The 25211-nt window shown below is 60.1% G+C and carries 23 protein-coding genes and 1 pseudogene; 10 read left to right on the plus strand and 14 right to left on the minus strand.

The window, feature by feature from the left end:
* Window positions 1-34 precede the first annotated feature (34 nt).
* The 3 genes from alr to dadA all read right to left on the minus strand — a co-directional run bounded on the left by alr (window position 35) and on the right by dadA (window position 2832).
* Window positions 35-1108: an alanine racemase gene (alr, locus tag AD669_RS26445; protein ID WP_053125002.1), complete on the minus strand. Its 1074-nt coding sequence runs from the start codon at window positions 1106-1108 to the stop codon at window positions 35-37.
* Window positions 1109-1202: 94 nt separating this feature from the next.
* On the minus strand, window positions 1203-1556 hold the full coding sequence (locus tag AD669_RS26450) for a RidA family protein (protein ID WP_053125004.1): 354 nt from the start codon (window positions 1554-1556) through the stop codon (window positions 1203-1205).
* Window positions 1528-2832 carry a D-amino acid dehydrogenase gene (gene dadA, locus AD669_RS26455; RefSeq protein WP_053125006.1) on the minus strand — a complete coding sequence of 435 codons (1305 nt, stop codon included), beginning with the start codon at window positions 2830-2832 and terminating at the stop codon, window positions 1528-1530. The genes AD669_RS26450 and dadA overlap by 29 nt, the downstream gene beginning before the upstream one ends.
* 156 nt (window positions 2833-2988) lie before the next feature.
* Between dadA and AD669_RS26460 the strand changes: the two genes are divergently transcribed.
* Window positions 2989-3477, plus strand: coding sequence for an Lrp/AsnC ligand binding domain-containing protein (locus AD669_RS26460; protein ID WP_003177284.1), 489 nt, complete (start codon window positions 2989-2991; stop codon window positions 3475-3477).
* An 83-nt stretch (window positions 3478-3560) separates the two neighbouring features.
* Here AD669_RS26460 and AD669_RS26465 read toward each other — a convergent pair whose 3' ends face one another.
* Window positions 3561-3914, minus strand: a complete 354-nt coding sequence (locus AD669_RS26465; protein ID WP_038359217.1) for a YkgJ family cysteine cluster protein — start codon at window positions 3912-3914, stop codon at window positions 3561-3563.
* Between the two features lie 148 nt (window positions 3915-4062).
* Here AD669_RS26465 and AD669_RS26470 point away from each other — a divergent pair, with 148 nt between their 5' ends.
* Window positions 4063-5373: an FAD-binding oxidoreductase gene (locus tag AD669_RS26470; RefSeq protein ID WP_053125008.1), complete on the plus strand. Its 1311-nt coding sequence runs from the start codon at window positions 4063-4065 to the stop codon at window positions 5371-5373.
* 144 nt (window positions 5374-5517) lie between these two features.
* Here the strand turns inward: AD669_RS26470 and AD669_RS26475 are convergent, their stop codons facing one another.
* A complete protein-coding gene (locus AD669_RS26475) occupies window positions 5518-5763 on the minus strand; it encodes a DUF1127 domain-containing protein (protein WP_053125010.1) in 246 nt (81 codons plus the stop codon).
* 179 nt (window positions 5764-5942) lie between these two features.
* On the opposite strand from AD669_RS26475, the gene AD669_RS26480 reads away from it, so the two are divergent.
* The gene (locus tag AD669_RS26480) at window positions 5943-7376 is read left to right on the plus strand and encodes a PLP-dependent aminotransferase family protein (RefSeq protein WP_053125012.1); all 1434 of its coding nucleotides are present in this window, start codon (window positions 5943-5945) and stop codon (window positions 7374-7376) included.
* On the opposite strand, the gene AD669_RS26485 is transcribed toward AD669_RS26480, so the two are convergent.
* The 4 genes from AD669_RS26485 to AD669_RS26500 form a co-directional block, all read right to left on the minus strand.
* On the minus strand, window positions 7363-7863 hold the full coding sequence (locus AD669_RS26485) for a hypothetical protein (RefSeq protein WP_053125014.1): 501 nt from the start codon (window positions 7861-7863) through the stop codon (window positions 7363-7365). The genes AD669_RS26480 and AD669_RS26485 overlap by 14 nt on opposite strands.
* Window positions 7864-7878: 15 nt before the next feature.
* Window positions 7879-10272, minus strand: coding sequence for a fimbria/pilus outer membrane usher protein (locus tag AD669_RS26490; protein WP_053125016.1), 2394 nt, complete (start codon window positions 10270-10272; stop codon window positions 7879-7881).
* Window positions 10269-10985, minus strand: coding sequence for a fimbria/pilus chaperone family protein (locus AD669_RS26495; protein WP_082341503.1), 717 nt, complete (start codon window positions 10983-10985; stop codon window positions 10269-10271). Before AD669_RS26495 ends, AD669_RS26490 begins: the two co-directional genes overlap by 4 nt.
* 161 nt (window positions 10986-11146) lie before the next feature.
* On the minus strand, window positions 11147-11818 hold the full coding sequence (locus tag AD669_RS26500) for a DUF1120 domain-containing protein (protein ID WP_082341504.1): 672 nt from the start codon (window positions 11816-11818) through the stop codon (window positions 11147-11149).
* 356 nt (window positions 11819-12174) lie between these two features.
* Here AD669_RS26500 and AD669_RS26505 point away from each other — a divergent pair, with 356 nt between their 5' ends.
* Window positions 12175-13737 carry a phospholipase D family protein gene (locus tag AD669_RS26505; protein WP_053125019.1) on the plus strand — a complete coding sequence of 521 codons (1563 nt, stop codon included), beginning with the start codon at window positions 12175-12177 and terminating at the stop codon, window positions 13735-13737.
* 185 nt (window positions 13738-13922) lie between these two features.
* On the opposite strand, the gene AD669_RS26510 is transcribed toward AD669_RS26505, so the two are convergent.
* Both AD669_RS26510 and AD669_RS26515 read right to left on the minus strand, forming a co-directional pair.
* Complete coding sequence (locus AD669_RS26510) at window positions 13923-15068, minus strand: MFS transporter (protein ID WP_053125021.1); 1146 nt, start codon at window positions 15066-15068, stop codon at window positions 13923-13925.
* 193 nt (window positions 15069-15261) lie between these two features.
* Window positions 15262-16755 (minus strand): aldehyde dehydrogenase, encoded by a 1494-nt coding sequence (locus AD669_RS26515; RefSeq protein WP_053125023.1) that lies wholly within the window; start codon window positions 16753-16755, stop codon window positions 15262-15264.
* 240 nt (window positions 16756-16995) lie between these two features.
* Between AD669_RS26515 and AD669_RS26520 the strand changes: the two genes are divergently transcribed.
* The gene (locus AD669_RS26520; RefSeq protein WP_008086800.1) at window positions 16996-17358 is read left to right on the plus strand and encodes a cupin domain-containing protein; all 363 of its coding nucleotides are present in this window, start codon (window positions 16996-16998) and stop codon (window positions 17356-17358) included.
* A 182-nt stretch (window positions 17359-17540) separates the two neighbouring features.
* Here AD669_RS26520 and rpmG read toward each other — a convergent pair whose 3' ends face one another.
* The gene (gene rpmG / locus AD669_RS26525; protein ID WP_003177274.1) at window positions 17541-17696 is read right to left on the minus strand and encodes a 50S ribosomal protein L33; all 156 of its coding nucleotides are present in this window, start codon (window positions 17694-17696) and stop codon (window positions 17541-17543) included.
* Between the two features lie 11 nt (window positions 17697-17707).
* Window positions 17708-17941, minus strand: a complete 234-nt coding sequence (rpmB, locus tag AD669_RS26530; protein ID WP_007920377.1) for a 50S ribosomal protein L28 — start codon at window positions 17939-17941, stop codon at window positions 17708-17710.
* A gap of 448 nt (window positions 17942-18389) precedes the next feature.
* On the opposite strand from rpmB, the gene AD669_RS26535 reads away from it, so the two are divergent.
* Window positions 18390-19976 carry an ABC transporter substrate-binding protein gene (locus AD669_RS26535; protein ID WP_053125025.1) on the plus strand — a complete coding sequence of 529 codons (1587 nt, stop codon included), beginning with the start codon at window positions 18390-18392 and terminating at the stop codon, window positions 19974-19976.
* Between the two features lie 99 nt (window positions 19977-20075).
* Here AD669_RS26535 and radC read toward each other — a convergent pair whose 3' ends face one another.
* Window positions 20076-20750: a DNA repair protein RadC gene (radC, locus tag AD669_RS26540; protein ID WP_053125027.1), complete on the minus strand. Its 675-nt coding sequence runs from the start codon at window positions 20748-20750 to the stop codon at window positions 20076-20078.
* 135 nt (window positions 20751-20885) lie between these two features.
* On the opposite strand from radC, the gene coaBC reads away from it, so the two are divergent.
* The 4 genes and pseudogenes from coaBC to argB all read left to right on the plus strand — a co-directional run bounded on the left by coaBC (window position 20886) and on the right by argB (window position 25181).
* Complete coding sequence (gene coaBC, locus AD669_RS26545) at window positions 20886-22094, plus strand: bifunctional phosphopantothenoylcysteine decarboxylase/phosphopantothenate--cysteine ligase CoaBC (RefSeq protein WP_053125030.1); 1209 nt, start codon at window positions 20886-20888, stop codon at window positions 22092-22094.
* A gap of 5 nt (window positions 22095-22099) precedes the next feature.
* A complete protein-coding gene (gene dut / locus AD669_RS26550; RefSeq protein WP_008086463.1) occupies window positions 22100-22555 on the plus strand; it encodes a dUTP diphosphatase in 456 nt (151 codons plus the stop codon).
* Window positions 22556-22881: 326 nt separating this feature from the next.
* A pseudogene (locus tag AD669_RS26555) lies at window positions 22882-24258 on the plus strand (phosphomannomutase/phosphoglucomutase); the annotation flags it as partial.
* Between the two features lie 17 nt (window positions 24259-24275).
* A complete protein-coding gene (argB, locus tag AD669_RS26560; RefSeq protein WP_053125034.1) occupies window positions 24276-25181 on the plus strand; it encodes an acetylglutamate kinase in 906 nt (301 codons plus the stop codon).
* Window positions 25182-25211 lie beyond the last annotated feature (30 nt).

The following is a 25211-nucleotide window of genomic DNA, read 5'->3' on the forward strand; positions in this document are numbered from 1 at the left end:
TCAGTATTTACAACACTTGGCCCCCGCAGCGGCGTCAACCCTCGGAATAGAGCCTTGGCACCCGGCGCAGGTTGCAGAAGATCTGGTACGGGATGGTGTCGGCCCACTTCGCCACTTCACTGGCGAGGATATTTTTCCCCCAGAGCTCAACGGTCGAACCGAGACCGGCTTCCGGCACATCGGTAAGATCGATGCAAAGCATGTCCATCGACACGCGACCGATAATGCGACTGCGTTTGCCCGCCACCAGAACCGGGGTGCCGGTCGGCGCCTGACGCGGATAGCCGTCGGCGTAACCCATGGCAACCACACCAATGCGCATCGGTTTGTCGGTGATGAATTTGGCGCCATAGCCCACCGGCTCACCGGCCGGCAGTTCGCGCACGCTGATGACTTTCGATTCGAGGGTCATCACCGGTTGCAAACGATCGGCAACAGCATTGGCTTCTTCGAACGGGGTCGCGCCGTAGAGCATGATGCCCGGACGCACCCAATCACTATGAATCTGCGGCCAGCCAAGCACAGCGGGCGAGTTGCGCAGGCTGACTTCAGCCGCCAAGCCCTGACGCGCCGCTTCAAATACCGCGACTTGCTCGGTGCTGCTCTGCGCGTGCAGTTCATCGGCGCGGGCGAAGTGGCTCATCAACACAATTTTCGCCACTTTGCCGCTGGCCAGCAGACGCTGATAAGTCGCCGGATAATCCTTTGGATGCAACCCGACGCGGTGCATGCCCGAATCGAGCTTCAGCCACACGGTGATCGGCTTGCTCAGCGCTGCCTGCTCGATCGCTTCGAGCTGCCAAAGCGAGTGCACCACCGTCCAGAAATCATGCTCGACGATCAGCGCCAGCTCATCAGCTTCAAAAAAGCCTTCCAGCAACAACACCGGCGCACGAATACCAGCGGCGCGCAGCTCCAAAGCCTCTTCGATGCAAGCCACGGCAAAACCGTCGGCATCGGCTTCCAGCGCCTGGGCGCAGCGTACCGCGCCATGTCCGTACGCATCGGCCTTGATCACCGCCAGCGCCTTGGCGCCGGTGACTTCGCGGGCAATTCGGTAGTTGTGGCGCAGGGCTTGAAGGTCGATCAGGGCACGGGCAGGACGCATGGCGGCAGACTTCTAGGCGGTCATGGGAATAAAAACCGGCGCCGACTGACGACGTGAACCGCCAACAGCGCCGGGAGAGGGATCTTTACAACAGTTACGGCAGCGCGGCGACGATAGAGATCTCTACCAGAATGCTCGGCTTAGCCATTTTCGCCTCAACGGTCGCGCGGGCCGGGGCGGCGCCTTTTGGCAGCCACTGATCCCACACCGAGTTCATCCCGGCGAAGTGCTCATCGATGCCGTTCAGGTAAATCGTTGCCGACAACAGATGCTGTTTGTCGGTCCCGGCCAGATCAAGCAAACGCTCGATATTGGCCAGAACGTCGCGGGTCTGCTGTTCAATCCCGGCGTTGAAGTCGTCGCCGACCTGCCCGGCCAAGTACACAGTGCCGTTGTGGCTGACGATCTGACTCATGCGCTCATTGGTGAGCTGGCGCTGGATTGACATGTTTTGCGGACTCCTGAATTTTGTTGCCGTAACGGGAAATATCGAGGCCTTCGGCGCTGATCTGTGGCTTTTTCTTCGCCATCAGGTCGGCCAGCAAACGACCGGAACCGCATGCCATGGTCCAACCGAGCGTGCCGTGACCGGTGTTGAGGAACAGATTCTTGAACGGCGTGGCGCCAACGATCGGCGTGCCATCCGGCGTGGTCGGACGCAGACCGGTCCAGAAACTCGCTTCGTCCAGATTACCGCCCTGAGGATAAAGGTCGTTGACGATCATCTCCAGGGTTTCGCGGCGACGCGGGTTCAGCGACAGGTCAAAACCGGCGATCTCGGCCATGCCGCCGACGCGGATGCGGTTGTCGAAACGGGTGATCGCGACCTTGTAGGTCTCGTCGAGAATAGTCGACGTCGGCGCCATCGCCGGGTTGGTGATCGGCACGGTCAGCGAGTAACCCTTGAGCGGATACACCGGGGCTTTGATGCCCAGCGGCTTGAGCAGTTGCGGCGAGTAGCTGCCGAGCGCCAGCACGTAGCGGTCGGCGGTTTCCAGCTTGCCGTCGATCCACACACCGTTGATGCGATCACCGGCGTAGTCGAGTTTCTGGATGTCCTGGCCGAAGCGGAATTCGACACCGAGTTTCACCGCCATTTCGGCGAGGCGCGTGGTGAACATCTGGCAGTCGCCAGTCTGGTCGTTCGGCAGGCGCAGGGCACCGGCGAGGATGTCAGTGACACCCGCCAGCGCCGGCTCGACGCGGGCAATGCCGGCGCGGTCGAGGACTTCAAACGGCACGCCGGATTCTTTCAGCACGGCGATGTCTTTGGCGGCGCCATCAAGCTGCGCCTGGGTGCGGAACAGTTGAGTCGTACCGAGGCTGCGGCCTTCGTAGGCGATGCCGGTTTCGGCGCGCAATTCGTCGAGGCAGTCGCGGCTGTACTCGGACAGACGCACCATGCGCTCCTTGTTCACCGCGTAACGGCTGGCGGTGCAGTTGCGCAGCATCTGCGCCATCCACAGGTACTGGTCGATGTCGGCGGTGGCTTTGATCGCGAGAGGGGCGTGGCGTTGCAGCAGCCACTTGATCGCCTTCAGCGGTACGCCCGGCGCGGCCCATGGCGAGGCGTAGCCCGGCGAGACCTGGCCGGCGTTGGCGAAACTGGTCTCCATGGCCGCAGCCGGCTGCCGGTCGACCACCACTACTTCGAACCCGGCACGGGCCAGATAGTAAGCACTGGCGGTACCGATGACGCCGCTACCCAAGACCATTACGCGCATTTTTGTATCCCTCATCGCGGCGGGGCCGCGTACGTCTGTTGTTAGAGCAATGATGCGCGCAGTGTAAAAAAGAAATGCCAGTGCTTTTCACTATATAAGCGCCTATATTTGGCGACAATTCTCGGCAAAAACCCTTTTCACGGAGGCGCATCCCCTATGCGTACCAACACTCAGACCAAACGTGAGCTGGACAAGATCGACCGCAACATCTTGCGGATCCTGCAGGCGGACGGGCGGATTTCCTTTACCGAACTGGGCGAAAAGGTCGGGCTCTCGACCACGCCGTGCACCGAGCGCGTGCGGCGTCTGGAGCGCGAAGGGATCATCATGGGCTACAACGCCCGGCTCAATCCGCAGCACTTGAAGGGTAGCTTGCTGGTGTTCGTCGAGATCAGCCTCGACTACAAATCCGGCGACACTTTCGAAGAGTTCCGCCGCGCGGTGCTGAAGTTGCCGCACGTGCTGGAATGCCATTTGGTGTCAGGGGATTTCGACTATCTGGTGAAGGCGCGGATTTCCGAGATGGCCTCGTACCGCAAGTTGCTGGGCGACATTCTGCTGAAGCTGCCGCATGTGCGGGAGTCGAAGAGTTATATCGTGATGGAAGAGGTTAAGGAGAGCTTGAGCCTGCCGATTCCAGATTGAGCACCGCGACGATCGTTCCCACGCAGAGCGTGGGAACGATCATGATGCATTTCTCTGTAGGAGCTGCCGAAGGCTGCGATCTTTTAGACCAGCACCTGCCGATTCGCCGCCATGTACTCGAAAATCTGCTTCTCCACCCGTGGATGAATCAGCTCCACCGGCCGCCGCTCGTTCGGGCAAGGCAAAGTCTTGGTCGTGCCGAATAACCGGCAGATCAACGGCCGCTCTTCATACACCGTGCAGCCATTCGGCCCCAGGTGCACGCAGTTCAACTCTTCCATCGCGGCATCCTGCTCGGCGCGGGTCTTGCGCGGCAGACGGGCCATTTCTTCCGGCGAGGTGGTCACCGGCCCACAGCAATCGTGGCAGCCGGGCACGCACTCGAACGAGGGGATTTGCTGGCGCAAGGTGCGGACTGTCTGGCTGTTGCAGCTCATCGAAACGGTAACCAAGGTGAAATAGGCGGCAATTGTGCCGCAAAAGCCGTGATCCAGACACCGCAGGCCGACCAGTGTTGCCCCCGTTCGGGCGTGCGGCTTATGCTCCGTCAAATTTTCTCGACACCCCCGTCTCAGGATGACGCCCATGACCGCCCGCGCCCACACCTCCGCGAGCCAACCTCACGTTGCCTCTTACTACGCCGCCAGCAGCTTGCCGCAGCCGGATCATCCGCTGCTGCAAGGCGACGTGGTGGCCGACGTCTGCGTGGTCGGCGGCGGTTTTTCCGGGTTGAACACGGCGCTGGAACTGGCTGAACGCGGACTCAGCGTGGTGTTGCTGGAAGCGCACAAGATCGGCTGGGGCGCCAGCGGTCGTAACGGCGGGCAGTTGATTCGCGGCGTTGGCCACGGTCTCGATCAGTTCGCCAACGTCGTCGGCAGCGACGGCGTACGCGAGATGAAACTGATGGGCCTGGAAGCGGTGGAAATCGTCCGCCAGCGCGTCGAGCGTTTTCAGATCGCCTGCGACCTGACTTGGGGCTACTGCGACCTCGCCAACAAACCATCCGACCTCGAAAGTTTTGCCGAAGACGCCGAAGAGTTGCGCAGCCTCGGCTATCGCTACGAAACCCGTTTGCTGCAAGCCAACGAGATGCACACGGTGGTCGGCTCCAAGCGCTATGTCGGTGGTTTGATCGACATGGGTTCAGGGCATCTGCATCCACTCAATCTCGCTCTGGGCGAAGCAGCGGCGGCGCAGCAATTGGGTGTGAAGCTGTTTGAACACTCGGCAGTGACCCGTATCGATTACGGCCCGGAAGTCAAAGTCCACACCGCCCAAGGTTCGGTGCGGGCGAAGACGCTGGTGCTCGGTTGCAACGCTTATCTGAATGACCTGAATCCGCAACTCAGCGGCAAGGTTTTGCCCGCCGGCAGCTACATCATTGCCACCGAACCGTTGAGCGAAGAGCAGGCACACAACCTGCTGCCGCAAAACATGGCGGTCTGTGATCAGCGAGTGGCGCTGGATTACTACCGACTCTCGGCGGATCGTCGCTTGCTGTTCGGCGGTGCCTGCCATTACTCGGGGCGCGATCCGAAAGACATCGCGGCGTATATGCAGCCGAAGATGCTGGAAGTGTTCCCGCAACTGGGGGGCGTGAAGATTGATTATCAGTGGGGCGGGATGATCGGCATCGGCGCCAACCGTTTGCCGCAGATTGGCCGGCTCAATGACCAGCCGAACGTGTATTACGCCCAGGCCTATTCCGGACACGGGGTGAATGCCACGCACCTGGCGGGCAAGTTGCTGGCTGAGGCGATCAGCGGGCAGCACGGCGGTGGCTTTGATCTGTTTGCCAAGGTGCCGCACATCACTTTCCCGGGTGGCAAGTATTTGCGCTCGCCGTTGTTGGCGTTGGGGATGTTGTGGCATCGCCTCAAAGAGTTGGTCTGACAACTTTTCAGCGACCCTACGAACGCCTTCGCGAGCAAGCTCGCTCCCACATTAATCTTCAGTGGACACAAGTTTCCCATCCACCATAGATCCCCTGTGGGAGCGAGCTTGCTCGCGAAAGGGCCGGCAAGAACAATACAGATCTCAGATCTGCCAGAACGGCTTCAACCCCTCCTCCTGCGCCTGCTCACGCGTCAACCCGATGTCCTTGAGCTGATCCGCCGTCAGGTTCAGCAACGCCCTGCGCGTGTGCAGGCGATGCCACATCAGACCCCAGCGGCTCAGGCCGGACGGTGCGTTACGCATGATCTCATTGCGCGCACGTTCCTTCTGCCCTGCCGCCAGTTCCTGACTGTGTAACGTCAGCCGCACATCGCTCAAGCCGTTCATTTTTGTCGCTCCTGTTTACTTGGGTAGCCAGAGATTCCATGATGCGCGGGCGAGCAAAACCATTACAGATTCAAAGCGACTGTATTAATTCCATACAGATTTACCGCTTTGCAGACTGAATTGACGATTTTTCTCGCATCTGTACTGGTCTTCCGAATCACCTGCACCGAGGCAGCGCCATGACCCTCTACGTAAACCTCGCCGAATTGCTCGGCACGCGCATCGAACAAGGCTTCTATCGCCCCGGCGACCGCTTGCCGTCGGTGCGCGCCTTGAGCGTCGAACACGGGGTCAGCCTGAGCACGGTGCAGCAGGCTTATCGCATGCTCGAAGACAGCGGACTGGCCACGCCGAAACCCAAGTCCGGCTACTTTGTGCCGGTCGGCCGTGAGTTGCCGGAGTTGCCCGCCGTCGGCCGTCCGGCGCAGCGGCCAGTGGAAATTTCGCAATGGGATCAGGTGCTGGAATTGATTCGCGCGGTACCGCGCAAGGACGTCGTGCAACTCGGTCGCGGCATGCCCGACATCAGCACGCCAACGATGAAACCGTTGTTGCGCGGCCTCGCCCGCATCAGCCGTCGCCAAGACATGCCCGGTCTGTATTACGACAACATCCACGGCACCCTCGAACTGCGTGAACAAATTGCTCGGTTGATGCTCGATTCCGGCTGCCAGTTGAGCGCCAGCGATCTGGTCGTGACTACCGGTTGCCACGAAGCTTTGTCCACCAGCATCCACGCGATCTGCGAGCCGGGCGACATCGTCGCGGTGGATTCGCCGAGCTTCCACGGCGCCATGCAGACCCTCAAAGGTCTGGGCATGAAAGCCCTGGAAATCCCCACTGACCCGCTCACCGGCATCAGCCTTGAAGCGCTGGAACTGGCGCTCGAACAATGGCCGATCAAAGCCATCCAGCTCACCCCGAACTGCAACAACCCGCTCGGCTACATCATGCCGGAGTCGCGCAAACGCGCGCTGCTCACCCTCGCCCAACGCTTCGACGTGGCGATCATCGAAGACGACGTCTATGGCGAACTGGCCTACACCTACCCGCGCCCGCGCACGATCAAATCCTTCGACGAAGACGGCCGCGTGCTGCTCTGCAGTTCGTTTTCCAAGACTCTCGCGCCGGGGCTGCGGATTGGTTGGGTCGCGCCGGGGCGATACCTCGAGCGCGTGCTGCACATGAAATACATCAGCACCGGATCGACCGCGCCGCAGCCGCAGATCGCCATCGCCGAATTTCTCAAATCCGGCCATTTCGAACCGCATTTGCGGCGGATGCGCTCGCAATACCAGCGCAATCGCGACGTGATGATCGATTGGGTGACGCGCTATTTCCCCGCCGGCACTCGCGCCAGCCGTCCACAGGGCAGCTTCATGTTGTGGGTGGAATTGCCGGAAGGTTTCGACACACTGAAACTGAATCGTGCGCTGCTTGATCAAGGCGTACAGATTGCTGTTGGCAGCATCTTTTCCGCCTCGGGCAAGTACCGCAATTGCCTGCGCATGAACTACGCGGCTAAACCGACAGCGCTGATTGAAGAGGCGGTGCGCAAGGTCGGTGCGGCGGCGATCAAACTGCTTGCCGAGTCCGAGCTCAGTCCAGTCTGAACACGCCTTCGCCGTCCAGTCGGGTCAGATCCGCGACCCGACTGGCCTCGCTGCTGATTTGCCCCTCAACCTCGAACTCAACCTCCAGGCGTCTGCCGCTCGCCAGCAGCGGCAGAAGACGCTCGCTGGGCCGCAACACGTCGTGCTCCCCTGCCCTTTGCGTGACAACACCGTCGACGCGCACCGCCATCACTTTCAGCCGCAACGTGCCAATGCCGAAGCGATAACGCTCGGCGTCAGCCCCCGGCGCATCGAAGCGCAATGTCAGCGGTGACGCCTGCTCGCAGATAACCTGCACTTGCACCCGGCGACTGCCAAAACTCAGTTCATTGGCACCGGCACTTTGCTGCAACAACGCGCCCCGGTCGGTCAGGCCAAAATCAAACGCTGGCGGACTGACTCGCACCTCGCAAGCTTGGTCCTGCGCCCACGCCGCCGTGCAGCACAGCCACAGCATTGCCACGGTCGAAACGTTGAAAACAGTCATCGGATAATTCCTCAATCATGCCTCGCTGCAACGCGCGGACGCAGATTCGTAAAGCTCATCGGGATCGGCTTCCTCAGCCAGTTCGAAGGTCAGATGACAGCGAGAGCCATCGGCCTTTTGCACATGCAGCGCAGCGTCCGCCTGAATGTCGGAAAGAAAAATCCGTCCGTCATCGAGCACGCTGGTGACGTAGCGGCCCTGCTCATCAAACACCCCGAAACCCTTGCCGACGACTTGATCATCGGCCGTGTGTGCGTGCAGTAAAACGCGCCGGGACGTGGCCATCTGAAACTCCAGCCGCTGCACCGAACCGCGCGCCGCTGCGATCTCGCGGTAGCCGTTGAGCACGTCGACATTGCGCGCCAGGCTCGCGGTGTCGATCTCCACCCGCGTGTTGCGATAGGCCGGCACGCTGGCCACCACCGCGCGCCCGGCGGCGTCCGTCCACACCGGCCCGTAAGGCGTGCGCAACTTGACCCCGGCGGCATCCCCGGCCTTGAGCAGGGCAAAGGTCTCGCGCACGGTGTAGGGCGATAAGGTCAGGCCTTCGCTGTGCAACGCGACGCCGCCGCGCGCGCCGAAGTCGTAACCGGTCGAACCGGAGCCGCGCTGCGAATAACCCAGATCAATCTGGGTGTAACGCGGCAGCAAGTTGAGCCGGCCACTGACATCCGCCTCGCCGTTTTCCGGGCGCTCAACCGTGGCGCTGTAGGCCACGGCGTCGTTGATCTGCTGATTCAGACGCAAGCCGCTGCGGGTGCCGCTGAGGTCGTCCTTGCGGACAAAACTGCGCAGCGCGCCGCTGCGACCCATCGGCACGCTAACCGTCAGATAGGTCGCAAAACCACGGCTGTCATGCGCCGAACCGCCCATGTCACGCTCAAGACTCAACGACACGCTGGTGCGCTGAAACATTCGTGACCACGAGGCGCTGAGGCGCGAACTGGTGTCGTCTTCAAAATCGGTGAAGCGTGAAAATCCACCGGAAAATGATCCCAGCAATAGGCTCGCGCCGCTGAGTCCAAGGGTCATCTGGTTGCGAATGCGTTGATCCGGTTGATCGGTGTCGCGATTCCACGTGGTATCGGACAACGTGCGAAAACCCTGCACCTGTTGGGTGACCGACAGGTTCGCCGAAACGCGCTCGGTCAGCGCCGTGCTCAGGCTGAGCTGGAACTGCGCGCCCAACTTATCTTCACGACGGGCGCGGGACACCACCTGACGCAGTCCCAGCGCTGTGCGCGGCAATAACGGAATCTGCAGCGCCATCCCGGCCGATTGATAGTCGCTGCCGAGCATCGCGCCCGCCGTCAGTTGCTCGCCGGCGGCCAAACGCCAATCCTTGCTCGCGGCGACGAAATCAGGCGCGTCGCGATCATCGCGGGCATAGCGACGAACACGTCCCGCCGTCACCGCGAAACCCGGCTGGCGGCCCGGCGCCAAACCACCAAGGCTGTCGCCGGGAACGATAAAACTGCGTTGCTGGCCATCCTCTTCGTACACGGTGACTTCCAGATCCAGGCTCTGGCTGAGCAGCGGCAAACCCACCAGCGAAAACGGCCCCGGCGGCACCAGCGTGGTGTAGATCAACGCGCCGTTCTGCCGAACCTCGACCCGAGCGGCGGAATAGGCGATGCCTTCGACGTGGGCGCCTTCACTGTCTGCTTCCAGCTCCCCCAATGCGGCTTCAGGCTGCAATTGCACACCGGTGAAAGCCTCGCCGGCAAACAATGGCGAGGCCATGTTGAGCTGACCGAGTTGCAGGTTGGTTTGCAGCGACTCGAAGGTGCGCGAAGCGTAGGCATACAGATGCTCGGTCTGGCTGCTGCCCTCGAACGCCGCGTAAGACTGACGGCTGCGCAGCGCCCAGTCGTTGATGTTCAAACCCAGCTCGGTGTTGAGGCTGCGGTAGTGTGTGGTCTGGCCAACGTATTCGTTACCCAGCACCAGCGCGTCGTAGTTGAACAGCGCAGCGCTACCACCGTGCGCGTAGTTGCGACGCGCCGCAGCCGTGGGCGCCACGAGCCCGGTGGGCAGCAGCAGTTCGATCTGTTCCTTACCCGGATCAAGCCGCGCGATCACGCCGTCGAAGCTGTCGACGAAGCGCTTGCACTCCAGGTTCGGCAACGCCTCGACGCGCATATTTGCCTGTTCGAGCAACGTTTCGGTGGTGCACAACTCGCCCTGCTCGTCGAACGTCGCCAGCACTCGTCCTTTCGGCACACCGTTGACGCTGAGCAGCAGCGAATGCGTCCCCTGCTGAAAGCGCGGCGCGTCCTGAAAGTATTCCGCCAGTTGCAGATCGAGCCCACGGGCGCGCAAGACGTTCGGGTCGAAAGTGACCGAGTCGGCCAAGCTGTTCGCCGACGCCAACAGGCTGAGCAGCGCAAGGCTGTGACGGTAACTCATTCACCGGTCACCAGTGGCGCATCGAAATTGCCGGCAGCGAAACCGTACATCGTCGCCGGGTACAGACGCACTTGAGTCGCCGTCGCGGGCAGCGGCGATGCGGACGTCAGACGCAGTTTTTCGCCGGGCAAAATGTAGCTGCGGCCCAGATCCACCGGGGCCTCGCCGGGCAACAGATTGACGGTATTAGCCAGCCGCACCACGTAGGGGCTGGGATTGCTGACCTGCAGTTGGGTGTCCTGCACTGACCACTTCAGCAGCGTCCATGGCTGGCGTTCGATGGGCAGATTCTTCGGGCGCAGAATCGCGGGAATGTTCTGTTTTACGGTAAGGCTGACCCGCGCGTTGCTGCCCTTTTCCAGCGGCTGAATGCCTTCGAAAATCACCCGTTTCAGGCGCTCGGTTTGCAGCGGCTCAGCGCTGCGCAGAATGAATCGCACCAGTTGCGTGCCACCGCTTTCCACCCGAGCTACTGGCGGGGTCAGCAGCAACAGCAGCTCGGTGTCTTCCGGGACATTTTCAATGCTCGTGTGCAAGAGAGCCGGGAGCGGTTCAGTGTTGGTGATGTTGATACTCGCTTCGCCGGTGGACTCTTCGAGAATCAGGATCGGCGTTTGCGGCACCATGCCCGCGGCGTCGGCCACGGATGTTGCGCTCGATAGAAGCAGCACCGCCATCAGGGCGGTGGTTGAAAAACGTTGAATTTGAGGCATGACGATTCCCTGGCGCCCCATTTTTCGCACCGTCGGCGCAAGGGCCCATCGTTGAAACACAAACGTAAAAAGGTGCGCCTGTGGCGCAGAAAAACGACGCACCGCAAGGACTGCGGCGCGTGTTTGATCAGGTCGAGAGTGTGCTCACGACATCCCTGGACTCAGAGGTAAACCAGCTCGAACGTCGCGGAGCCGTCCAGAGTGATGTCCGAGCCTGTAGGCAGCGCATTCGCCGGGCCGACGACTGGAACCAGTGTCATTGGAAGTGAGTGCGTGACACCACTGCTAGGGCCCTCTGCAACGCTGCGGCCCCAGGAATAATGCAGATAACCACCGCTGGAGGCATTCTTACCCACAAGTGTCGCACTCGGCTGATTCCACGTCGGACCGCCAATCCCGCCACCCTGTTGGTACATGAGGCTCATAGCGGTACCATCCACGTTCGGCGTGCCATGACGAAGCCCATAACCACCAATCTTCACACCGCTGGCGGCGCCCATGCCGTAGATGTACATGTCTTCGGCACGACCGTCGATGGTGATGCCTTGCAGCTGTGTCGACGCCTGATTGTCATGCACCTTCACCGCCACCGGCACGCGACCGTTGCAGTTCATTGTCAGGGTAATGTCTTTCAGCTCTAGCTCGGTTTGCGTATTGGCGTTCAGATCCGCCGCCGAAATCTTGCCCATATCGACAACGCTGCCTCCGTCAAAACTTGGCGTACACGCCGTCGGAATAATCGTGCCGCTAACCGTGAGGCTGGCACTTTCTGCGAGGGCAAGAGCAGGCAACAATGTAGCCACCACCGTGGCGCTGATGAAAAGCTTTTTCATGAGAAATTCTCGTTCCGTAAGAATTAAAAGGACGACAGCAAGTAGCGTTCTGTCTGGCGAGAAATAGCGAAATTTCTTGCCTGACAACGCCCGGCCATTATTGCGATTTGCCCCCGCTTCCGATGTAAGACGAAGTTACAAAGCACCCAGAGAAAATTCGCCTGAGGCCGTAGCTGACAGGAGTAGGAGAAATGCCCTACTTCAAAATTTCTCTTTTCCTGCCCGTCGGCCATTGCCTACACAGCGCTCAAACCGGGCGGTTCCCCACGGCAGATTTTTCCTGAATCAAACGCCGCCGATGACGGTCATAACCCGTGCCATACTCCGATCCCTACTCACACGCGGAATGATCCGACTTGCGATCCAGCCCTCTCCTGCTTCTGATCTTCGTGTTGTCGCTCGCCGGCTGCGCCAGTGTCGATGTGCAACGCGAACCCAGCCAGGCCTTGCCGGCCAGCAGCTCGGCGTTTGGCCGTTCGATTCAGGCTCAGGCCGCGCCGTATGAAGGCCGCTCCGGCTTCCGCCTGCTGTCCAACAGCACCGAATCTTTCACTGCCCGCGCCGAGCTGATCCGCCACGCGCAGGTCAGCCTCGATTTGCAGTACTACATCGTCCACGACGGCGTCAGCACGCGAATGCTCGTCGAGGAACTGCTCAAGGCTGCCGACCGTGGCGTGCGCGTACGCATTCTGCTCGACGACACCACCAGCGACGGTCTCGACCAGATCATCGCCACGCTGGCGGCGCATCCGCAGATCCAGATACGCCTGTTCAACCCGCTGCATCTGGGCCGCAGCACCGGCGTCACCCGCGCGGCCGGGCGCCTGTTCAACCTGTCGCTGCAGCACCGGCGCATGCATAACAAATTGTGGCTGGCCGATAACAGCGCGGCCATCGTCGGCGGGCGCAATCTGGGCGACGAGTATTTCGATGCCGAGCCGAACCTGAATTTCACCGACATCGACATGCTCAGCATGGGGCCGGTAGCCGAGCAGCTCGGGCATAGTTTCGATCAGTACTGGAACAGCGCGCTGAGCAAGCCGATCGATGAATTTCTCTCCAGCAAACCGTCGGCCAAGGACTTGCAGAACACCCGCACGCGCCTGGAAGAATCGCTGGAAGAAACCCGCCAACAGAATCACGCGCTGTATCAGCAGTTGATGACCTTCACCACCGAGCCGCGCATGGACATCTGGCGCAACGAACTGATCTGGGCGTGGAATCAGGCGCTGTGGGACGCGCCGAGCAAGGTGCTGGCCAAGGATGAGCCGGATCCGCACTTGCTGCTGACCACACAACTGGCGCCGGAACTGAAGAACGTCAGCAAAGAGCTGATCATGATTTCGGCGTACTTTGTGCCGGGGCAACCGGGGCTGGTCTATCTGACCGGGCGCGCCGATGCAGGTGTTTCCGTGAGCCTGCTGACCAACTCACTGGAAGCCACCGACGTGCCGGCGGTGCATGGCGGTTATGCGCCGTATCGCAAGGCGCTGCTGGAACACGGTGTGAAGCTATATGAGTTGCGGCGCCAGCCTGGGGATAACGATGGCAGCGGCCCGCATGTGTTTTACAGCAAGTCGTTCCGTGGCTCGGACTCGAGTTTGCACAGCAAGGCGATGATTTTTGATCGACAGAAATCGTTTATCGGCTCGTTCAACTTTGATCCGCGCTCGGTGTTGTGGAATACCGAGGTCGGGGTGTTGGTGGACAGTCCAGAGCTGGCTGAGCATGTGCGTGAGTTGGCGTTGCAGGGTATGGCGCCGGCGTTGAGCTATCAGGCGAAATTGCAGGATGGGAACATCGTCTGGGTCACTGAAGACAATGGCCAGATGCATACGCTGAGCAAAGAGCCGGGGAGTTGGTGGCGACGGTTTAATGCGTGGTTCAGCACCAGCGTCGGCCTGGAACGCATGTTGTAATCAAACAGAGAACTCTGCTCTAGAGGGCTTTTGTGGCGAGGGGATTTATCCCCGATCGGCTGCGCAGCAGTCGCAAAACCGGTGAACTCGATATATCTGAACCACCGAATATTTTGGGGCCGCTTCGCAGCCCATCGGGGATAAATCCCCTCGCCACAAGGTAATCACTCGATTCAGAGTCGGGGTCAAGCAGGTTCTGTCACCGGGCCGAATGCACCTTGGCGCAACAGCAATATCACCAACCCAAACGCCCCGATCGCCATCAACAGCGGCAACGCATGCCCGCTGATCCACTGACTCCCCGCCCCCGCCGCCAAAGGCCCGATCAAACAACCCACGCCCCACAGTTGTGCGATATGCGCATTCGCCCGCACCAGCGCATCGTCGCGGTAACGTTCGCCAATCAAGATCAGCGACAGCGTAAACAAGCCGCCAGCACTGGCGCCAAACAGCACCCACAGCGGCCAGATCAGCAGCGTATCGAGCAACAGCGGAATCGCCAGACTCGACAGCATCAACACCACCGCACAACCTGCAAACAGCGTGCGCCGCGACAGGTAATCGGCCAATGCGCCAATCGGCAGTTGCAGCAACGCATCACCGACCACCACGGTGCTGACCATCGCCAAAGCGATCTCGGCGGTGAAGCCTTGTTGCAGGCAATACACCGGCAGCAGCGTCAGGATCATCGCCTCAAACGCGGCAAACAATGACACCGCCCAGGCAATCGCCGGCAGATCGCGCGCAAATCCCCATAGGTCGCGGAAGGTCACGCTGCTCGCTTCACTGCTTGGCGCACCGCTGCGACCCAACAACAGCAATGGCGAAACCAGCAGCAGGCCGACGCCAACCCAGAAACCGTAATCATCTTCAGTGCCGAGCGCGCCCAGCAGTAACGGGCCAGACAACTGGCTCAACGCATAACTGCTGCCATACAGCGCCACCAAGCGACCACGCCAGTTCTCGACCACCAGTTGATTGATCCAGCTTTCGCCGAGGATGAACACGATGGTCAGGATCACGCCGATCATCAGGCGCAGCACCAACCAGATCGGATAGCTCGGCAGCAGCGCCAGCAAGCCGATCGACAACGCCCCGGCCCACAGGCACAGGCGCATCAGATTCGCCGTGCCGAAGCGCGCCGCCAGATGACTGGAAATCTTCGCGCCGAGCAACACGCCAATCGCCGGCATCGCCGCCATCACACCGATGGCGAAGGCGCCGTAACCCCAGCCCTCCAGACGCAACGACACCAACGGCATGCTGACCCCCAGGGCCAGGCCGACACTCAAGACAGACGCCAACACGGCGAAATACGTCGCCCAACGCATGTTCCACGCTCCTGTGGATAATTATTTTTTGAGGTCACATCAAACAAATGTGGGAGCGAGCCTGCTCGCGAAAACGGTTTCACATTCAGCACATAGGCTGACTGTTACACCGCTTTCGCGAGCAGGCTCGCTCCCACAGGGGATCTGCTTCGTCTGGAGGATCTGTTCTCGCGACCAGATCCTCGCTAACGGCTTACAGCTTGATCCACGTCGCTTTCAGCTCGGTGTATTTGTCGAACGCATGCAGCGATTTATCACGGCCATTGCCCGACTGCTTGAAGCCACCAAACGGTGCAGTCATGTCGCCGCCGTCGTATTGGTTGACCCACACGCTACCGGCGCGCAGCGCTTTGGCGGTCAGGTGCGCCTTGGAGATGTCTTGCGTCCACACCGCAGCGGCCAGGCCATACGGCGTGTCGTTGGCGATCTGGATGGCTTCTTCAGCGGTATCGAAAGCGATAACCGACAGCACTGGTCCGAAGATTTCTTCCTGAGCAATCTTCATCGCGTTGCTCACGCCGTCGAAAATCGTCGGCTCAACGTAAGTACCGCCGGTTTCCTGAAGAATGCGCTTGCCGCCGGCGACCAGTTTGGCGCCATCGGTGTGACCGGATTCGATGTACGACAGCACGGTGTTCATCTGCTGCGTGTCGACCAGCGCACCAACGTTGGTGGCCGGATCCAGCGGATTGCCCGGCTTCCAGGTTTTCAGTGCCTCGATCACCATTGGCAGGAATTTGTCCTTGATCGAACGCTCGACCAGCAGACGCGAACCGGCGGTGCAGACTTCGCCCTGGTTGAAGGCGATGGCGCTGGCAGCGGACTCAGCTGCAGCTTGCAGATCCGGCGCATCGGCAAAGACGATGTTCGGGCTCTTGCCGCCGGCTTCGAGCCAGACGCGTTTCATGTTCGATTCGCCAGAGTAGATCATCAGTTGCTTGGCGATCTTGGTCGAACCGGTGAACACCAGCGTGTCGACATCGTTGTGCAGGGCCAGCGCCTTGCCAACGGTGTGACCGTAGCCCGGCAGCACGTTGAGCACGCCTTTCGGAATGCCGGCTTCAACGGCCAGCGCGGCGATGCGGATGGCGGTCAGCGGGGATTTTTCCGACGGCTTGAGGATCACCGAGTTACCGGTCGACAGCGCCGGGCCGAGCTTCCAGCAGGCCATCATCAGCGGAAAGTTCCACGGCACGATCGCACCGACCACACCGACGGGCTCGCGGGTTACCAGACCGAGCTGATCGTGCGGCGTCGCTGCCACTTCGTCGTAAATCTTGTCGATCGCTTCACCGCTCCAGCTCAGCGCTTGCGCCGCGCCCGGAACGTCGATGTACAGCGAATCGCTGATCGGCTTGCCCATGTCGAGGGTTTCGAGCAGGGCCAGTTCTTCGGCGTGCTGCTTGAGCAGGCTGGCGAAACGGATCATGGTGGCTTTGCGTTTGGTCGGTGCCAGACGCGACCACACGCCGGAATTGAAAGTAGCGCGGGCGTTTTCCACAGCGCGCTGCGCGTCGGCGGCGTCACAGCTGGCAATCTTGCCGAGCAGACGGCCATCGACCGGGCTGATGCACTCGAAGGTCTCGCCGGAGACGGCGTCGGTGTATTCGCCGTTGAGATAGGCGCGGCCTTCGATTTTCAGGTCGCGGGCGCGTTGTTCCCAGTCGGCACGAGTCAGGGTGGTCATTTCGAGTGTCCTCCGCTTGTTGAATACGAGCGCCGCGCGATCTTCGCCAGCGTCCTCAAGAATTCTGCCCGGCCAGCCGGTTATTTCGGCCAGAGGCACCCGCCACCCTAAACCAGCGGCCGGGGTTGTTTCAATATATTTGACATAAGGTGGCCATACGGCCTTGCGGTGTTGATTTTAATCAACATAGACTTTGGCCCTTTCCAGCCAATCGCGCCGTATTCACAGGGGATAACAACAATGAACATCCAGAACGTCGTCGACATCAGCCTGACCAGCAGCGAAGCCGAACGCTATCGCCCGGATCCGGCGAAAGTGCTCAAGGGTGATCCTGAACAAGCGGTGTTCCATCAGTACGACAGTCCGTGTGGGCAGATGGGCGTTGGCGTGTGGGAAGGTGCGGTTGGGCAATGGACAGTGAATTACACCGAGCACGAATACTGCGAGATTTTGCAGGGCGTGTCGGTGCTGCGTGACAGCGATGGCAATGCCAAGACGTTGCGGGTTGGCGACCGATTTGTGATTCCGGCGGGGTTTCGTGGCACCTGGGAAGTGCTGGAGGCTTGCCGCAAGGTCTATGTGATCTTCGAACAGAAGGCTTGAGGATTTTTGCTGGCTGATCCGGCCCTATCGCGAGCAGGCTCACTCCTACAGATGACCGCATTCCAATGTAGGAGTGAGCCTGCTCGCGATGAGGCCCGCACAGACAACCGCAGAAACCGGAGGCAACAAAAAAGGCCCGCATCGTGAGATACGGGCCTTTTTTGTAAGTCGGGAAAAATCAATTACTTGATTTTGCCTTCCTTGTAGATCACGTGCTTGCGAACAACCGGATCATATTTCTTGATCTCGATTTTGTCCGGGGTAGTACGCTTGTTCTTGTCGGTAGTGTAGAAGTGACCAGTACCGGCGCTCGAGATCAAACGAATCAATTCACGCATGATTAGCTCCCTTAAATCTTGCCATCGCGGCGAAGTTCGGCGAGCACGACAGTGATGCCACGCTTGTCGATGATACGCATGCCTTTGGCAGATACGCGCAGACGCACAAAACGTTTCTCTTCTTCAACCCAGAAGCGGTGATGCTGCAGGTTCGGCAGGAAACGACGACGGGTTTTGTTGTTTGCGTGGGAAATGTTATTCCCAGTCACCGGACCCTTACCGGTAACTTGACATACTCTCGACATGCCTCAGCCCTCTAAAACCACATGCCCAACCCGGCATGGGTTGGCCGCTTAATCTCTCAGTCATTTGGCGCCAGGCGCCGCGTTTCTTTAGAGGTCTTACCGGCTACACCTACAGTGAAGGAACCGGGCCCCTAGAAAAGAGCGCTGCTTTATACCAGAAAGACCGGGGTGCAACAACTTTCCGTGTGCAATCAATCCACAAAAAGGCGCTTTTTCGACCTGCGAACGCTTTGGATAAAGGCCGGCACCGGTTTTTACCACTCGTCGAAGAAAATCGTCTGCACACGGCTTTCAGACTTTTTGCGCAGCGCCGTGGTCTGAAAAACCGCCATCACTGTGCCCTTAAAATGCAAAAAGGGGATAGTCATTTGTAATCCAGCCCTCTAGGGTAGGCCTTTTCCAGACTGCACTTGCAGATGGGCCTTCGATCTGTAAAAGGAAACCGACCATGCGCCTCGCTGCCCTACCCCTGTTGCTCGCCCCGCTCCTGCTGAGCCCTCTGGCCCAGGCCGCCGCGCTGAGCGTCTGCACCGAGGCCAGCCCGGAAGGGTTCGACGTGGTGCAATATAACTCGCTGACCACCACCAACGCCTCGGCCGACGTGCTGATGAACCGCCTGGTGGATTTCGACACCGCCAGCGGCAAAGTCGTGCCGAGCCTGGCCGACAGTTGGGAGGTCAGCACCGATGGCCTGACGTATGTGTTCAAACTGCATCCGCAGGTGAAATTTCACACGACGGATTACTTCAAGCCGAGCCGCGAGCTGACCGCTGAAGATGTCAAATTCAGCTTCGATCGCATGCTTGACCCGGCGAACCCGTGGCACAAAGTCGCCCAGAGCGGTTTCCCGCACGCGCAGTCGATGCAGTTGCCAGCACTGATCAAGAAGATCGACGCCCTCGATCCGCTGACTGTGCGCTTCACCCTTGATCACCCGGACTCGACGTTCCTGGCGACCCTGAGCATGGGCTTCGCCTCTATCTACTCCGCCGAATACGCCGACAAACTGATGAAGGCCGGCGCGACGGACAAGCTCAACAGCCAGCCGATCGGCACCGGCCCGTTCGTGTTCAATCGTTTCCAGAAAGACGCGGCGATCCGCTACAAGGCCAACCCGGACTACTTCGGTGGCAAGCCTGCGGTCGATCCGCTGATCTTCGCCATCACCCCGGACGCCAACGTGCGCCTGCAAAAGCTGCGACGCAATGAATGCCAGATCGCTCTGTCGCCGAAACCACTCGACGTACAAGCCGCGCTGAAAGAACCGACATTAAAAGTCGAAAAGACTGACGCGTTCATGACCGCTTTCGTCGGCATCAACAGCCAGCACCCGCCGCTGGACAAGCCGGAAGTGCGTCAGGCGATCAACCTCGCGTTCGACAAGGCCAACTACATCAAAGCTGTGTTTGAAGACACCGCCGAAGCGGCCAACGGCCCGTACCCGCCGAACACTTGGAGCTACGCCAAGAACCTGCCGGGCTATCCGCACGACATCGCCAAAGCCAAGGCGCTGATGGCCAAGGCCGGTTTGAAGGATGGGTTCCAGACCACCATCTGGACGCGTCCGTCCGGCAGCCTGCTCAATCCGAATCCAAGCCTCGGCGCACAGATGTTGCAGTCGGATCTGGCAGAGATCGGTATTCAGGCGGAAATCCGCGTGATCGAGTGGGGCGAGCTGATTCGTCGCGCCAAGGCGGGCGAGCATGATCTGTTGTTCATGGGCTGGGCGGGCGATAACGGCGACCCGGATAACTTCCTCACGCCGCAGTTTTCCTGCGCTGCGGTCAAGTCGGGGACTAACTTCGCGCGCTACTGCAACGCCGATCTGGACAAGCTGATCAGCGCCGGCAAGACCACCAGCGAGCAAGGTGTACGCACCAAGCTGTACGAGCAGGCGCAGGCGCAGATTCAGCAGCAGGCGCTGTGGCTGCCGTTGGCGCACCCGACGGCGTATGCGCTAACGCGCAAAGACGTGCAGGGATATTCGGTGAGCCCGTTTGGCCGTCAGGACTACTCCAAGGTCAACCTCAAATAACCTGCCCCTGTAGGAGCTGCCGCAGGCTGCGATCCTTTGATTCTGTTTTTTTAGGATCAAAAGATCGCAGCCTGCGGCAGCTCCTACAGGGAGTGGAAGTTACATCCAGCCACATTCCGCCATCGACAGCGGCTCGCCGTCACCGATGATGAAGTGATCGAGCACCCGCACATCAATCAAATCCAAAGCTTTCTGCAGTCGCTTGGTCAGCAACCGATCTGACTGACTCGGATCCGTGTTCCCCGACGGATGGTTATGGCAGAGGATCACCGCCGCCGCGTTGTTAGCCAACGCACGCTTCACCACTTCCCGGGGATGCACGCTGGTGTTGTCGATCGAGCCGCGAAACAAGGCCTCGAAATTCAGCACCTGATGTTTTGAATCGAGAAACAGACAGCCGAACACCTCATGAGGCTCATGCCTCAGCATGGCTTTGAGGTAATCACGGACGACCTGGGGATTCTCCAGCGCAGGTTTCTCGCGCGAGCGTTCGGCCAGATGCCGCTTGCCCATTTCTTGCGCCGCTTGCAGCTGCGCGTACTTTGCGGGGCCCAAACCCAATTGTTTGCTGAATGCGTCCTGATCGGCCTCAAGCAACAAACGCAGGCTGCCGAACTGACTCAACAAATGCCGCGCCAGATCCACCGCACTTTTCCCCGGCACGCCGGTACGAAGGAAAATCGCCAGCAGTTCCGCATCCGAAAGACTCGCCGCACCTTGTTCCAACAACCTTTCCCGCGGGCGTTCAGCCGCGGGCCAATCACGAATACTCATAGCACTTCCCTGTCTGTGGGCGCCGCTGTTCCGTAGCGGTCGCTGTGATATCTTAGCCCATCTTTTTTGCGGGCGGATTCACCCTGGGGAGGGGGTTTCGCCACGTATGTCACCCACGAAATGAAAGGCAGACCTATGCAGCGGCTGTATCGGAAACGCATCGTTCTGGGCGTCGGCGGCGGCATCGCGGCCTACAAGAGCGCCGATCTGGTTCGTCGCCTGATCGACCAGGGCGCCGAAGTGCGCGTGGTCATGACCCACGGCGGCGCCGAATTCATCACCCCGCTGACCATGCAGGCGCTGTCCGGCCACCCGGTGCACCTCGACTTGCTCGACCCGGCCGCCGAAGCCGCGATGGGCCACATCGAGCTGGCCAAGTGGGCCGATCTGGTGCTGATCGCCCCGGCCACCGCCGACCTGCTCGCGCGTCTGGCGCAAGGCATTGCCAATGATTTGCTGACCACGCTGGTACTCGCCACTGACGCTGTCGTCGCTGTCGCGCCGGCCATGAATCAGGCGATGTGGCGTGATCCGGCGACCCAGGCCAACCTGCAACTCCTTGAAAGCCGTGGCCTGAAGACCTTCGGCCCGGCCTCGGGCAGTCAGGCCTGCGGCGACGTCGGCATGGGCCGGATGATGGAAGCCACCGACCTCGCGCAGTGCGCGGCAGACTGTTTCCAGCGCCAGGCACTGACCGGCAAACATGTGGTGATCACTGCCGGTCCGACTCAGGAAAACATCGATCCGGTGCGCTACATCACCAACCACAGCTCCGGAAAAATGGGCTTTGCCCTCGCCGAAGCAGCGGTTGAAGCCGGCGCCCGCGTCACGCTGATCAGCGGCCCGGTGCACCTGCCGACGCCAGATCGCGTCACGCGTATCGACGTGGTCAGCGCCCGCGACATGCTCGCGGCGTGTGAATCGGCGATCCCGTGCGACGTGTTCATTTCCTCGGCAGCGGTTGCGGACTACCGCCCGGAAGTCATCGCCCCGCAAAAACTCAAGAAAGATCCTACGAGCGGTGATGGCTTCGTCCTGCAAATGGTGCGCAATCCAGACATTCTGGCCACCATCGCGACCCGTCCCGACCGTCCGTTCAGTGTCGGCTTTGCCGCCGAGACCGAACACCTGCTCGACTACGCTGCACGCAAGCTGAAGGACAAGAATCTCGATTTGATCGTCGCCAACGACGTCGCCAACCCGAGCATCGGTTTCAACAGCGAAGAAAACGCCTGCAGCGTGATTGACCGTGAGCTGCACGCCACGGTTTTCGCCCAGACCAGCAAGAGCAAGATCGCTCGCCAACTGGTCACTTTTATCGCCGAACGTCTGAACCAGGTTTAATTTACATGCACGCTTTGCAAGCCAAGATCCTCGACCCACGCATCGGCACCGATTTTCCGCTGCCGCAATACGCCACTCCGGGCTCCGCCGGCCTCGACCTGCGCGCCATGCTGGAACAGGACATCGTGATCAAGCCGGGTGAAACCGTGCTGATCCCCACCGGTCTGTCGGTTTACATCGGCGACCCGAACCTTGCCGCACTGATCCTACCGCGCTCGGGCATGGGCCATAAGCACGGCATCGTGCTGGGCAACCTCGTCGGCCTGATCGACTCCGACTACCAGGGCCCGCTGATGGTGTCCTGCTGGAACCGTGGCCAGAGCGATTTCACCATGACCGTCGGCGAACGTCTGGCGCAACTGGTGCTGGTACCGGTGGTACAGGCGCACTTCGAAATGGTTGAAGAGTTCGTCGAAACCGAACGCGGCACCGGCGGTTTTGGCCATACCGGCACCAAATAACCGAACACATCTCCTGTAGGAGCTGCCGCAGGCTGCGATCTTTTGATCTTGATCTTAAAAAACAAAGTCAAAAGATCGCAGCCTTCGGCAGCTCCTACAGAAGAGAAATTTGTGCAATTTGTGCGACAGGTTTTAACACCGTAAATCAAGGTTTTGCCGGCCGAAAGCCACGCCAGCCGAGGCGTCATGGCCCTTTCATACCACGAACTCTCTGTGGAAAACGCCGTCATACCCTTCAGTTTGAGCCTGCCGTCGAACGATTCGTCGGTCTGTCCCGCCACTTTCGAGATGGAGCATTTCCGTAGATGAGCACCCCAGCCAAGATCGCCCCGAAGCTGCCCGACAGCATTTTCCGCGCCTATGACATTCGCGGCACCGTGCCGGAATTCCTCAATGCCGAAACCGCTTACTGGATCGGCCGCGCCATCGGTTCGCAGAGCCTCGCTCAAGGTGAGCCGAATGTATCCGTCGGTCGCGACGGCCGCTTGTCCGGCCCGGAGCTGGTTGCCGAGCTGATTCGCGGCATCGCCGAAAGCGGCTGCCATGTCAGCGATGTCGGCCTGGTGCCGACGCCGGCGCTGTACTACGCCGCCAACGTGCTGGCCGGCAAGTCCGGGGTGATGCTCACCGGCAGCCACAACCCGTCGAACTACAACGGCTTCAAGATCGTCATCGCCGGCGACACCCTCGCCAACGAACAGATTCAGGTGCTGCATGAGCGCATCAAGACCAACAATCTGAGCAGCGGCACCGGCAGCGTTACCCAAGTCGAAATCCTCGACCGCTACAACACCGAAATCGTCCAGGACATCAAACTGGCGCGGCGCATGAAAGTCGTGGTCGACTGCGGCAACGGCGCGGCCGGCGTGATCGCCCCACAACTGATCGAAGCGCTGAACTGCGAAGTCATCCCGCTGTTCTGCGAAGTCGACGGCAACTTCCCGAACCATCACCCGGATCCGGGCAAGCCTGAAAACCTCGTCGACCTGATCGCCAAGGTCAAGGAAACCAACGCCGACATCGGCCTGGCGTTCGACGGCGATGGCGACCGTGTCGGCGTGGTGACCAACACCGGCAGCATCGTCTACCCGGATCGTCTGCTGATGCTGTTCGCCCGTGACGTGGTTGCGCGCAACCCGGACGCCGAGATCATTTTCGACGTCAAATGCACCCGTCGACTGGTACCGCTGATCAAGGAATACGGCGGCCGTCCGCTAATGTGGAAGACCGGTCATTCGTTGATCAAAAAGAAAATGAAACAATCCGGTGCTCTATTGGCCGGTGAAATGAGCGGGCACATCTTCTTCAAGGAGCGCTGGTTCGGTTTCGACGATGGCATCTACAGCGCCGCGCGGCTGCTGGAGATCCTCAGCAAGGAAAAATCTACTGCGGAAGAGCTGTTTGCGACCTTCCCGAACGATATTTCTACGCCGGAAATCAATATCCATGTGACCGAAGAGAGCAAATTCAGCATCATTGATGCACTGCACGACGCACAGTGGGGCGCAGGCGCTGACCTGACCACCATTGACGGCGTGCGAGTCGATTACGCCAAAGGCTGGGGCCTGGTGCGCGCGTCCAACACCACACCGGTGCTGGTGCTGCGCTTCGAGGCCGATGACGAGGCTGAATTGCAGCGCATCAAGGACGTGTTCCACGCCCAATTGAAACGTGTTGCACCTGATCTCCAACTACCGTTCTGATCCACCCGGAGCCCTGAATGACCCTCGAACGCGATGCCGCCGCCAACACTGCCAAGGTCCTGTCCGAAGCGCTGCCTTATATCCGACGTTATGTCGGCAAGACCCTGGTGATCAAATACGGCGGCAACGCGATGGAAAGCGAGGAGCTGAAAACCGGCTTCGCCCGCGACATCGTGCTGATGAAAGCCGTCGGCATCAACCCGGTGGTCGTGCACGGCGGCGGCCCGCAGATCGGTGATCTGCTCAAGCGCCTGTCGATCGAAAGCCACTTCGTCGATGGCATGCGCGTCACCGACGCGGCGACCATGGACGTCGTCGAAATGGTCTTGGGCGGTCAGGTCAACAAAAGTATCGTCAACCTGATCAACCGCCACGGCGGCAGCGCCATCGGCCTGACCGGTAAAGACGCCGAGCTGATTCGTGCGAAAAAGCTCACCGTTACCCGCCAGACCCCGGAGATGACCCAGCCGGAAATCATCGACATCGGCCACGTGGGCGAAGTCATCGGGATCAACACCGACTTGCTCAACCTGTTGGTCAAAGGTGATTTCATCCCGGTGATCGCGCCAATCGGCGTCGGCGCCAACGGTGAGTCGTACAACATCAATGCTGACCTGGTGGCTGGCAAAGTCGCCGAAGCGCTGAAAGCTGAAAAGCTGATGCTGCTGACCAACATCGCCGGCCTGATGGACAAGTCGGGCACCGTGCTGACCGGCCTGAGCACGCAGCAAGTTGACGATCTGATTGCTGACGGCACCATCTACGGCGGCATGCTGCCGAAGATCCGTTGTGCGCTGGAAGCGGTTCAGGGCGGCGTCGGTAGCTCGTTGATCATCGACGGTCGTGTACCGAACGCGATCCTGCTGGAAATCTTCACTGATACTGGTGTGGGTACGCTGATCAGTAATCGCAAGCGTCACTGATTGCTGAAAGGCTAAAGATCGCAGCCTGCG

The organism is Pseudomonas sp. P1.31 (assembly GCF_001269815.1).
GTDB classification, from domain to species: domain Bacteria; phylum Pseudomonadota; class Gammaproteobacteria; order Pseudomonadales; family Pseudomonadaceae; genus Aquipseudomonas; species Aquipseudomonas rustica.

Bases quoted from the DNA above. Each gene is read 5' to 3' on its own strand.
- AD669_RS26450 (WP_053125004.1), bottom strand. From the start codon at position 1,556: ATGTCAATCCAGCGCCAGCTCACCAATGAGCGCATGAGTCAGATCGTC.
- AD669_RS26470 (WP_053125008.1), top strand. From the start codon at position 4,063: ATGACCGCCCGCGCCCACACCTCCGCGAGCCAACCTCACGTTGCCTCT.
- AD669_RS26535 (WP_053125025.1), top strand. From the start codon at position 18,390: ATGCGCCTCGCTGCCCTACCCCTGTTGCTCGCCCCGCTCCTGCTGAGC.
- AD669_RS26490 (WP_053125016.1), bottom strand. From the start codon at position 10,272: ATGAGTTACCGTCACAGCCTTGCGCTGCTCAGCCTGTTGGCGTCGGCG.
- rpmG (WP_003177274.1), bottom strand. From the start codon at position 17,696: ATGCGTGAATTGATTCGTTTGATCTCGAGCGCCGGTACTGGTCACTTC.
- AD669_RS26510 (WP_053125021.1), bottom strand. From the start codon at position 15,068: ATGCGTTGGGCGACGTATTTCGCCGTGTTGGCGTCTGTCTTGAGTGTC.
- AD669_RS26520 (WP_008086800.1), top strand. From the start codon at position 16,996: ATGAACATCCAGAACGTCGTCGACATCAGCCTGACCAGCAGCGAAGCC.
- AD669_RS26485 (WP_053125014.1), bottom strand. From the start codon at position 7,863: ATGACTGTTTTCAACGTTTCGACCGTGGCAATGCTGTGGCTGTGCTGC.
- dadA (WP_053125006.1), bottom strand. From the start codon at position 2,832: ATGCGCGTAATGGTCTTGGGTAGCGGCGTCATCGGTACCGCCAGTGCT.
- AD669_RS26460 (WP_003177284.1), top strand. From the start codon at position 2,989: ATGCGTACCAACACTCAGACCAAACGTGAGCTGGACAAGATCGACCGC.
- AD669_RS26495 (WP_082341503.1), bottom strand. From the start codon at position 10,985: ATGCCTCAAATTCAACGTTTTTCAACCACCGCCCTGATGGCGGTGCTG.
- dut (WP_008086463.1), top strand. From the start codon at position 22,100: ATGCACGCTTTGCAAGCCAAGATCCTCGACCCACGCATCGGCACCGAT.
- argB (WP_053125034.1), top strand. From the start codon at position 24,276: ATGACCCTCGAACGCGATGCCGCCGCCAACACTGCCAAGGTCCTGTCC.
- AD669_RS26515 (WP_053125023.1), bottom strand. From the start codon at position 16,755: ATGACCACCCTGACTCGTGCCGACTGGGAACAACGCGCCCGCGACCTG.
- alr (WP_053125002.1), bottom strand. From the start codon at position 1,108: ATGCGTCCTGCCCGTGCCCTGATCGACCTTCAAGCCCTGCGCCACAAC.
- AD669_RS26480 (WP_053125012.1), top strand. From the start codon at position 5,943: ATGACCCTCTACGTAAACCTCGCCGAATTGCTCGGCACGCGCATCGAA.
- AD669_RS26475 (WP_053125010.1), bottom strand. From the start codon at position 5,763: ATGAACGGCTTGAGCGATGTGCGGCTGACGTTACACAGTCAGGAACTG.
- coaBC (WP_053125030.1), top strand. From the start codon at position 20,886: ATGCAGCGGCTGTATCGGAAACGCATCGTTCTGGGCGTCGGCGGCGGC.
- AD669_RS26500 (WP_082341504.1), bottom strand. From the start codon at position 11,818: ATGAAAAAGCTTTTCATCAGCGCCACGGTGGTGGCTACATTGTTGCCT.
- AD669_RS26465 (WP_038359217.1), bottom strand. From the start codon at position 3,914: ATGAGCTGCAACAGCCAGACAGTCCGCACCTTGCGCCAGCAAATCCCC.
- radC (WP_053125027.1), bottom strand. From the start codon at position 20,750: ATGAGTATTCGTGATTGGCCCGCGGCTGAACGCCCGCGGGAAAGGTTG.
- rpmB (WP_007920377.1), bottom strand. From the start codon at position 17,941: ATGTCGAGAGTATGTCAAGTTACCGGTAAGGGTCCGGTGACTGGGAAT.